This is a genomic window from Kitasatospora sp. NPDC059146, assembly GCF_042786665.1.
In the GTDB taxonomy this organism is placed as follows: domain Bacteria; phylum Actinomycetota; class Actinomycetes; order Streptomycetales; family Streptomycetaceae; genus Kitasatospora.
Genome location: NZ_JBHZCY010000159.1, coordinates 1 through 7294, shown reverse-complemented (window position 1 = coordinate 7294; position 7294 = coordinate 1). Strand labels below are relative to the sequence as shown.

General features: G+C 73.3%; 9 protein-coding genes and 1 riboswitch. Of the genes, 8 read left to right on the top strand and 1 reads right to left on the bottom strand.

Features of this window, described 5'->3' with window-relative positions:
• The first annotated feature begins 198 nt into the window (after positions 1 to 198).
• Complete coding sequence (locus ACFXPX_RS39100) at positions 199 to 786, top strand: CGNR zinc finger domain-containing protein (RefSeq protein ID WP_375896623.1); 588 nt, start codon at positions 199 to 201, stop codon at positions 784 to 786.
• Positions 787 to 797: 11 nt separating this feature from the next.
• Here the strand turns inward: ACFXPX_RS39100 and sodX are convergent, their stop codons facing one another.
• Positions 798 to 1241 (bottom strand): nickel-type superoxide dismutase maturation protease, encoded by a 444-nt coding sequence (gene sodX / locus ACFXPX_RS39095; protein WP_380525131.1) that lies wholly within the window; start codon positions 1239 to 1241, stop codon positions 798 to 800.
• A gap of 176 nt (positions 1242 to 1417) precedes the next feature.
• Between sodX and sodN the strand changes: the two genes are divergently transcribed.
• The 7 genes from sodN to ACFXPX_RS39060 all read left to right on the top strand — a co-directional run bounded on the left by sodN (position 1418) and on the right by ACFXPX_RS39060 (position 7288).
• The gene (gene sodN, locus ACFXPX_RS39090; RefSeq protein WP_045699892.1) at positions 1418 to 1813 is read left to right on the top strand and encodes a superoxide dismutase, Ni; all 396 of its coding nucleotides are present in this window, start codon (positions 1418 to 1420) and stop codon (positions 1811 to 1813) included.
• A gap of 99 nt (positions 1814 to 1912) precedes the next feature.
• Positions 1913 to 2058: riboswitch (cobalamin riboswitch) on the top strand.
• A 95-nt stretch (positions 2059 to 2153) separates the two neighbouring features.
• On the top strand, positions 2154 to 3206 hold the full coding sequence (locus tag ACFXPX_RS39085; RefSeq protein ID WP_375896628.1) for a FecCD family ABC transporter permease: 1053 nt from the start codon (positions 2154 to 2156) through the stop codon (positions 3204 to 3206).
• On the top strand, positions 3203 to 4003 hold the full coding sequence (locus ACFXPX_RS39080) for an ABC transporter ATP-binding protein (protein WP_380525134.1): 801 nt from the start codon (positions 3203 to 3205) through the stop codon (positions 4001 to 4003). Before ACFXPX_RS39085 ends, ACFXPX_RS39080 begins: the two co-directional genes overlap by 4 nt.
• A gap of 44 nt (positions 4004 to 4047) precedes the next feature.
• Positions 4048 to 5043 carry an ABC transporter substrate-binding protein gene (locus ACFXPX_RS39075; protein WP_380591293.1) on the top strand — a complete coding sequence of 332 codons (996 nt, stop codon included), beginning with the start codon at positions 4048 to 4050 and terminating at the stop codon, positions 5041 to 5043.
• A gap of 71 nt (positions 5044 to 5114) precedes the next feature.
• Entirely contained in the window at positions 5115 to 5591 is a 477-nt protein-coding gene (locus tag ACFXPX_RS39070) for a GNAT family N-acetyltransferase (protein WP_375896636.1), read from the top strand.
• 137 nt (positions 5592 to 5728) lie between these two features.
• Positions 5729 to 6139, top strand: coding sequence for an anti-sigma regulatory factor (locus tag ACFXPX_RS39065; protein WP_360233452.1), 411 nt, complete (start codon positions 5729 to 5731; stop codon positions 6137 to 6139).
• A gap of 156 nt (positions 6140 to 6295) precedes the next feature.
• The gene (locus ACFXPX_RS39060; RefSeq protein WP_375896638.1) at positions 6296 to 7288 is read left to right on the top strand and encodes an RNA polymerase sigma factor SigF; all 993 of its coding nucleotides are present in this window, start codon (positions 6296 to 6298) and stop codon (positions 7286 to 7288) included.
• The last annotated feature ends 6 nt before the right edge of the window (positions 7289 to 7294 follow it).

Genomic DNA, 7294 nt, shown 5'->3' with positions numbered 1-7294 from the left:
CGGGCGGTGCTCACCAACCCCCACCACGAGCGCCCCAGGGCCTCCCACTCCACGTTCCTCTGCGCCCGTCCGGGCGGCGCCCGGCAGACGACTTCCGGCGGGGCGCCGACGTTTTCCCCAGCCGGGTAATAGGCTGGAAGCGCCCAGCCCGTTACCGGAACCATCCGGGCCCGTTACGCAACCACTGGAAGGACCGCCGTGGAGCTCGCCTCGTACGCCGACCTCGCCGTTCGGCTGGTGAACACCGAGGAACCCGAGCGCGGCACCGACACGCTGACCTCGGTGGACGCCGTGCGCGCCCTCTTCTCCGACTCCTCCCGCGCCGCCGCGCTGGCCGACGAGTCCGACGTGCCCCGGCTGCGGGCGGTGCGGACCAGGCTGCGCGGAGTGTTCGAGGCCGCCGCCGAGGGGGACGAGATCCGGTCCGTCGACCTGCTGAACAGCCTGCTGATGGAGTACCCCGTCAGCCCGCTGGTCTCCGGGCACGACTACCTGGACGACGCCGGCCGGCCGCGCTGGCACCTGCACCTGGCCGACAACTCGCCCACCGCCACCGCGCACTTCAGCGCCGTCGCCTGCATGGGCCTGGCCGTGCACCTCACCGAACTGGGCGCCGACCGGCTCGGCATCTGCCAGGCCGCGCCGTGCCGCAACGCCTACCTGGACACCTCGACCAACCGCTCCCGCCGCTACTGCTCCGACCGCTGCGCGACCCGCGCCAACGTCGCCGCGTACCGGGCCCGCAAGCGGCTGGAGGCCGAGGCCGCGCTGGGCACCGGGCAGTAGCCGGCCGGGGCTCAGAGCTCGTCGACGAAGACCCCGAACCGCCGGGCCAGGCCCGGCACCCGGGCCAGCCGGGGGCCGAGCAGCAGCCGCTCCAGCCCGCGGCCCGGCGCCAGCCAGGCGGGGCTCGGCCGCAGCCGCAGCAGCACCCGGCCGAGCACCAGCTCGTCCGGGACCGGGCCGTAGCTGCGGCTGTCGCTGTCCACCGGACGGTTGTCGGACAGCAGCCACCAGCCCTTCGGGCGGCGCTCGGCGGCCCGCTTCACCACCAGCAGGTCCTGCTGGAACGGGTGCCGGAACAGCACCACCGCGCCGGGCCGGATCGGCGCCCCGTAGCGGACCAGCAGCCGGTCGCCCTCGCGCAGGGTCGGGACCATCGACGGGCCCGTCACGTCGACCAGCCCGAACGGCACCGCGCCGCCCTGCCCGCCGCCCTGCGGCTCCGCGCTCCGCGCCATGGCTCCTCCTCCCGGACCGACCGCCCCAGTCTGCCGTACGGACCGTCATCCGTTCGATGTCCGGATTACCCCGGTTCCGGGTCCGTCTTTCGCCCTAGGCCCACCGCCCGGCCGCGAAACCCGGAGGCCGGAAGGGTAATCTCGGGCGCGGGAAGACGATCTAAGGAAGGACTCCCATGTTCTCTCGTCTGTTTGCACCGCGTGCCACTGCTCACGCCCACTGCGACCTGCCGTGCGGTGTCTACGACCCCGCCCAGGCCAAGCTGGAGGCCGAGTCGGTCAAGGCCACCCAGGAGAAGTACCAGGCCAACGAGGACCCGCACTTCCGCGCCCGCGCCATCATCATCAAGGAGCAGCGCGCCGAGGCCGTCAAGCACCACATCTCGGTGCTGTGGAGCGACTACTTCAAGGCCCCGCACTTCGAGAAGTACCCGCAGCTGCACCAGCTGATCAACGACACCCTGAAGGCCGCCTCGGCCGCCAAGGCGTCCACCGACCCGGCCACCGGCCAGGCCCTGCTGGACCTGATCGCCGAGGTCGACAAGATCTTCTGGGAGACCAAGCAGGCCTGAGCCTGACGCGTCGCCACCCGGCCGCCCCCGTCCGCACCGTCGGACGGGGGCGGTCGTGCGTTCCCGTGCCCCCGCCCCGGGAACGGACCCCGGTAAGGGTTGCCTACCCTGAGTGGCTGTTATGCTGCCAGGGCGTCCGAGGGGGAAGTCCGGTGAGAATCCGGCGCTGACCCGCAACGGTGAGCACGGCCCGCGGTCCCGGGGCCGGGCCAGCCCGATCGCCCCCGGCCGCTGAACTCCCGACAACTCGCCGTGGACTGCGAGGGGAAGGCGCCCGGGCCCGGCCCCGGCCGGCGCCCGCCCCGGCACACCCGCGGCCCGAGGCAAGGCGCGCCCGCCCGTGAGTGACCCCGTCCGCCGAATACCGACCCTCCCGCTCGCCCTCGGCCTCGCCGCCGCCCTGCTGCTCTCCCTGGTCTGCGGCGTCGCGCTCGGCGCCTCCGGAATCGAACTCCCGGACGTCCTGCGACTGTTGGGCGCCGGGCTGACCGGCGGACGGCTGGACGCGAGCGACGCGGCGGCGTACGCAATCGTCTGGGAGCTGCGGCTGCCGCGCACCCTGCTGGCCGCCGTGGTCGGCGGCGGGCTCGCCGCCACCGGGGTCGCCGTCCAGGCCCTGGTGCGCAACGCCCTCGCCGACCCCTTCGTCCTGGGCATCTCCTCCGGCGCCGCCGTCGGCGCCAACGCCGTCCTGCTGCTCGGCGCCTTCGCCTCGCTCGGGGTGTGGGCGATCTCGGTCTCCGCGTTCGGCTCCGCGCTGCTCGCCATGGTGCTGGTCTACCTCGCCGCCCGCACCGCGTACGGGCTCACCCCGCTGCGGCTGGTGCTCACCGGCACCGCGCTCTCCTACGGCTTCTCCGCCCTGACCACCCTGATGGTCTTCTCCGCCGACCACGCCGAGGCCGCCCGGGACGCCATGATGTGGCTGCTCGGCAGCCTCGGCGGCGCCACCTGGGGCTCGGTGCCGATCGCGGCCGCCACCGTCCTGGCCGGACTGGCCTACCTGGCCTGCGCCGCCGGACGGTTGGACGCGCTCGCGATGGGCGACGAGACCTCCGCCTCGCTCGGCGTCGACCCCGACCGGCTGCGCCGGGAACTGTTCGTGGTCACCGCCGCCGTCACCGGCACCGTGGTCGCCGTCAGCGGGGCGATCGGCTTCGTCGGACTGCTGATGCCGCACCTGGCCCGGATGCTGGTCGGCGCCGGGCACCGCCGGGTGCTGGTGATCGCGCCGCTCGCCGGGGCGCTGCTGCTGGTCTGGGTGGACATCGCCTCCCGCACCCTGCTGGCGCCCGCCGAACTGCCCGTCGGGGTGTTCACCGCGGTGCTCGGGGTGCCCGCCTTCCTGCTGATGATGCGCCGCCGCGGCCAGGCCTTCGGAGGCCGGCGATGACGGGCCCGACCCCTTCGACCGGCGCGGAGGACCTGCGCGTCGACGGCGTCTCGGTGGAACTGGCCGGCGCCCGGCTGGTCCACGAGGTGAGCCTGACGGCCGCCGCCGGGCAGGTGATCGGACTGATCGGCCCGAACGGCAGCGGCAAGTCGACCCTGCTGCGCTGCGTCTACCGGGTGCTGCGCCCGGCCGGCGGGACCGTCCGGCTGGCCGGCGACGACCTGCACGCGCTCACCGCCCGCGACACCGCCCGCCGGGTGGCCGCGCTGACCCAGGAGCACCCCGCCGAGTTCGAGTTCACGGTGGCCGAGGTGGTCGCCATGGGCCGGCTGCCGCACCGGCGCGGCCTCGCCGCCGGCCCGACCGCCGGGGACCGGGAGCGCTGCGCCGCCGCGCTGCGCCGGGTCCGGGCCGACCACCTCGCCGAACGCGCCTTCCCGAGCCTGTCCGGCGGCGAGAAGCAGCGGGTGCTGATCGCCCGCGCCCTCGTCCAGGAACCGCGCCTGCTGGTGCTGGACGAGCCCACCAACCACCTCGACATCGCCCACCAGTTGGAGGTGCTGGCGCTCGCCCGCGAGGCCGGGCCGACGGTGCTCACCGCCCTGCACGACCTCAACCTGGCGGCGGGCCACTGCGACCGGCTGTACGTGCTGGAGGCCGGCCGGATCGTCGCCGCCGGCGAGCCCCACGAGGTGCTCCGCCCCGAACTGCTGGCCGAGGTGTTCGGCGTCCGGGCCACCCCCGTCCGCCACCCCGGGACCGGCGCCCTCCAGCTGCTGTTCGACCGTCTCGCCTGACCCCCCGCGAATCCCCGGGACCGTTCCGATCCGAAGGAACCCGTATGCGCACCAAGGCCGTTGCCGCCACCGCCCTGCTCACCCTCGGGCTGACCGCCTGCGGCGCCGAGATCGCCCCCCGCCCCGGCGCCGCCACCGCCTCCGGCCACTACCCGGTGACCGTGACGAACTGCGGCGAGCGGCTCACCTTCGCGCAGAAGCCCGCCCGGGTGGTGACCAACGACGTCAACATCACCGAACTGATGCTCTCCCTCGGCCTCGCCGACCGGATGGCCGGCTACGTGATGCCCGACGACAAGGGGCAGGTCGACAAGGTGGCCTGGAAGGACGGCTACCGGCAGACCGACTGGCTCTCCAAGAAGGTGCTCACCAAGGAGATCGCCCTGGACGCCAAGGCCGACCTGGTGTTCGCCGGCTGGCACTACGGCTTCGACGAGGGCACCGGGGTCACCCCGCAGGCGTTCAAGGCGCTCGGCGTGGACTCCTACGTGCTCAGCGAGTCCTGCCGCAGCGGCAAGGGCTCCGAGCGCGGGGTGATGGACCCGCTGGAGGCGCTCTACACCGACCTGGCCAACCTGGGCGCGATCTTCGACGTCGAGGACCGCGCGGACAAGCTGATCGCCGAGTCCAGGGCCACCATCGCCGCCGTGCCGCAGCCGGAGCGCCGCCCGTCCGTCTTCCTGTACGACAGCGGGCAGGACAAGCCGTACACCGCCGGGAAGTTCGCCGCCGCGAACGAGATCATCGCGAAGGCCGGCGGGACCAACGTCATGGGCGACCTCGCGGACACCTGGGTCACCGCCGGCTGGGAGAGCGTGGTGCAGCGCGACCCCGAGGTGATCGTGATCAACAACTACGCGACCCCGGGCGCCGAGGAGAAGCGGACGTTCCTCAAGTCCTTCCCGCCGCTGGCGAACGTCGCCGCGATCAGGAACGACCGGATCTTCGTCATGGACTACGTCGACCTGGTCGAGAGCCCGCGCAACCCGGCCGCGATCAGCACCCTGGCCGGGTTCCTGCGCACCGTCCCGGCCCGCTGACCGGCGCGACCGACGATCGGACCCCGCTCCGGCCCTGGGCCCGGGCGGGGCCCGCGCAGTAGGCTCGCGGCATGATCCGCACCGCCGTCGTCACCGACGTTCCCGTCGTCCTGGCCATGATCCGTGAGCTCGCGGAATACGAGAAGGCCCCCCAGGAGGCGGTGGCCACGGAGGAGCAGCTGCGCGAGGCGCTGTTCGGCGCCGCCCCGGCGCTGTTCGGCCTGATCGCGGAGGACCCGGCCACCGGCGAACCGGTCGGCTTCGCGCTCTGGTTCCTCAACTTCTCGACCTGGCGCGGCACCCACGGGATCTACCTGGAGGACCTCTACGTCCGCCCGCAGGCCCGCGGCGGCGGCCACGGCAAGGCGCTCCTGCTGGAGCTGGCGAGGATCGCCGTCGAGCGCGGCTACGCCCGGGTCGAATGGTCGGTGCTGGACTGGAACCAGCCCTCGATCGACTTCTACCGCTCGCTCGGCGCGGTGCCGATGAACGGGTGGACGGTCTACCGGCTCACCGATGAGGCACTCACGGCCGCCGGGAAGCGTTGAACCCACGCACGGAGTAGGGGCAAAGCCCCTGCCACCCTGCGTCGCAATGCCTTACCATGAGTAACTCCCGCACCGGGTGCGGAGGACGCCCCCTCGGGGGTACCAAGCAAGCACAGCGCGTCACCCAGGAGGCAAGGGTGTCCCAGATCGACAGCGATCTCGGAGTTCAGGACTTCGTGGAGGTCCGGCTGCCCGCGGCAGGGGCCTACCTCTCCGTGCTGCGAACAGCGACGGCCGGGCTTGCCGCCCGGCTGGACTTCACCCTCGACGAGATCGAGGACCTGCGGATCGCGGTGGACGAGGCCTGCGCCATCCTGCTCCAGCAGGCGGTGCCCGGCTCCGTCCTGTCCTGCGAGTTCCGGCTGGTCGGCGACTCGCTCAAGGTGACGGTCTCCGCTCCGACCACGGACGGCAAGGCGCCCGAACGCGACACCTTCGCGTGGACGGTGCTCTCCGCGCTGGCCGGCGAGGTGGACTCCTCGGTCGCCGAGGACAACACCGTGACGATCAGCCTGCACAAGAAGCGCGGCGGGTCCGCCGCCCACTGACCGGGCACCGAGCAGCAGCACCCTGCAAGGGCCGTCCGCCGCACCCCACCCGGGGCCGGTGGGCGGCTCCCGGTACCGCCCACCGGCGGTACGACCAACGAGACGATGCCGGGGCCGACGGCCCCGGTGCTCCCGGAACGGAACGGGGGAATGGCCGTGAGTGATCTGGACCGTACCGGCCTCGCGACGGCGGGACCTGCCGTACCGACCCAGGCGAGCGTTTCCGGCCTCGCCGCCAACGACGAAGCGCACCCGAAGGACGCCCACCGGATGAGCCACCCGACCGAGCCGACGTCTGAGCCGACGCCCGCCTCCACTCCCCCGCCGGAACCGGCGGCGGAGGGCGCGGACCTGCACGGCGCCGTGCCCGCCCAGGGCTCGCACCGCACCGGCGCACCGGACCGGGAGGCCGCCCGCGCGCTGTTCGTCCGGCTGGCCGCGCTGCCCGAGGGCTCCCCGGAGCGCGTGGAGCTGCGCAACCAGCTGGTCCGGATGCACATCCCGCTGGTCGAGCACCTGGCCCGGCGGTTCCGCAACCGGGGTGAGCCGCTGGACGACCTGACCCAGGTCGCCACCATCGGACTGATCAAGTCGGTGGACCGCTTCGACCACGAGCGCGGGGTCGAGTTCTCCACCTACGCGACGCCGACCATCGTCGGCGAGATCAAGCGGCACTTCCGCGACAAGGGGTGGGCGGTGCGCGTCCCGCGCCGCCTCCAGGAGCTGCGGCTGTCGCTCACCACGGCGACCAGCGAGCTCTCCCAGCGGCACGGCCGCTCCCCCACGGTGCACGAGCTGGCCGAGCACCTGGGCATCTCCGAGGAGGACGTGCTGGAGGGCCTGGAGTCCGCCAACGCGTACTCCACGCTGTCCCTGGACGTCCCGGACAGCGACGACGAGTCGCCGGCCGTGGCGGACACCCTGGGCGCCACCGACGAGGCACTGGAGGGCGTCGAGTACCGCGAGTCGCTCAAGCCCCTGCTGGCCCAACTGCCGCCCCGGGAGCAGAAGATCCTGGTGCTGCGGTTCTTCCGGAACATGACCCAGTCGCAGATCGCCGCCGAGGTGGGGATCTCCCAGATGCACGTGTCCCGCCTGCTGGCCCGGACCTTGGCCCAGCTGCGGGAGAAGCTCCTCGTCGAGGAGTAGCAGGAC